This is a genomic window from Chryseobacterium sp. X308, assembly GCF_020733145.1.
GTDB classification, from domain to species: Bacteria; Bacteroidota; Bacteroidia; order Flavobacteriales; family Weeksellaceae; genus Chryseobacterium; species Chryseobacterium cupriresistens.
Genome location: NZ_JAJFZH010000055.1, coordinates 1 through 1,487 on the forward strand (window position 1 = coordinate 1; position 1,487 = coordinate 1,487).

The 1,487-nt window shown below is 31.9% G+C and carries 2 protein-coding genes; both read left to right on the forward strand.

The window, feature by feature from the left end:
* The coding region (locus tag LIV57_RS22820) for a helix-turn-helix transcriptional regulator (protein WP_227944444.1) at positions 1-270 on the forward strand (270 nt) is incomplete at its 5' end.
* Between the two features lie 136 nt (positions 271-406).
* A partial coding sequence (locus tag LIV57_RS22825; protein ID WP_227944445.1) for a hypothetical protein occupies positions 407-1,487 on the forward strand: 1,081 nt, incomplete at its 3' end.

The following is a 1,487-nucleotide window of genomic DNA, read 5'->3' on the forward strand; positions in this document are numbered from 1 at the left end:
CTTGCCAAAGAAAATAATCCTGAATTTTTAACCCGTTTCAATGAGTATTATCCGCACTTTTCAGAAGAACTGCTGAAAGTTTCTCCTTTAAAAATATCGGAAATAAGATTCTGTGCCTACATCTATCCGAATTTTTCTACCAAAGAAATTGCTGAATATACTTTTACTTCAGTGAGAACCGTACAGACCAAAAAATATAATCTAAGGAAAAAACTAAATATTCCCGGTGATATGGATATCTATGTATGGTTTTCCAAATTGCTGAAATAAAGATGAGTTATTATTTTCAAGTTATGAGTTGTGATAGAGATGTATTTTTAATTATACTGTAGTTATGATAAAAAAAATATTTTTTTTGTTTTTCCTGATCTCTTCCTTTTTCTATGCTCAGCAAACAGAACAGGAAATGAAGAATATCCTTTTTGATATCGACTTTTCTGGTGCGGGACCCAAAGAAATAGAAAAGATAGACAGTCTTATTGCGGTTTGTAAAAAAGATTCGTACAATGATTGTGTTGCATTGGGATATCTTAAGATTGCCAATATCTATGATAAAATGAATGACACCAAGAAGTCTTTTTATTATATCAATAAAGTAGAAAATGAAAATCTCATGAATTCTGATACCGACTTTGAAGTCATCTTTTATGTTCATTTGCAAAAGTCTTTTTTGTACCGGAAATTGGGTGAAAGGGTAGCTTCTTTTAAGGAGCTGGATGAAATCTATGATAAAGCAATGAAGACGGGGAATGCTTATTTCATTTATCTGATCAACAGGCAGTATGCCGATAAATATATTGAAACCGATAGTAAGCTCTCATTAAAGTATAGTAAAATTGCGTATAAATTTTCAAAAATATACAGAGAAAATAAAGGTAACCATTACCGGATTGATAAAAACAGATTGAGTAACAGTTACAAAACCTCAGCTTATCTCGGAGGAATATATACAGATCTCAATAAATTAGATTCTGCCAGAATCTATATTGAAGAAGCCATTCACAATGAAAAAAAAGTCGATGATATCAGTCTGAAATATATTACTTCTCTGTATGCCGGAAGATATTTCAGAGTCATTAAGAATGTTGAACAGGCTCAATACTATTTATGGATTGCGAAAAATATTGCGAAAAATTACTTTAAAAGTGAGAACTATCAGATTGCAGTAGGAGATGAGCTTAATGCTTTATATGAGAGCATCGGCCAGAAAGACAGTATTGGCTACTACTCCAACTGGCTGGTGGGTATAGAAAAGGTAAACCGTGAGCAAAATCAAACATTGAATGATGCTGTAGATAAACAGAATGAATTGGAAAATAGCAATAGAAAAAAGGAAACAAAAAAACTTTTCTTCATCCTGTCGTTGAGTATTGCCGCATGTCTTCTTTTTATATTTCTTTTCCTGTATTATTATAGAAAGCACAAAAGTAAAAATCTGGATAAAATTGATATCCCACATCAGCCATCTGTAGATGAAAGTGCTTTTA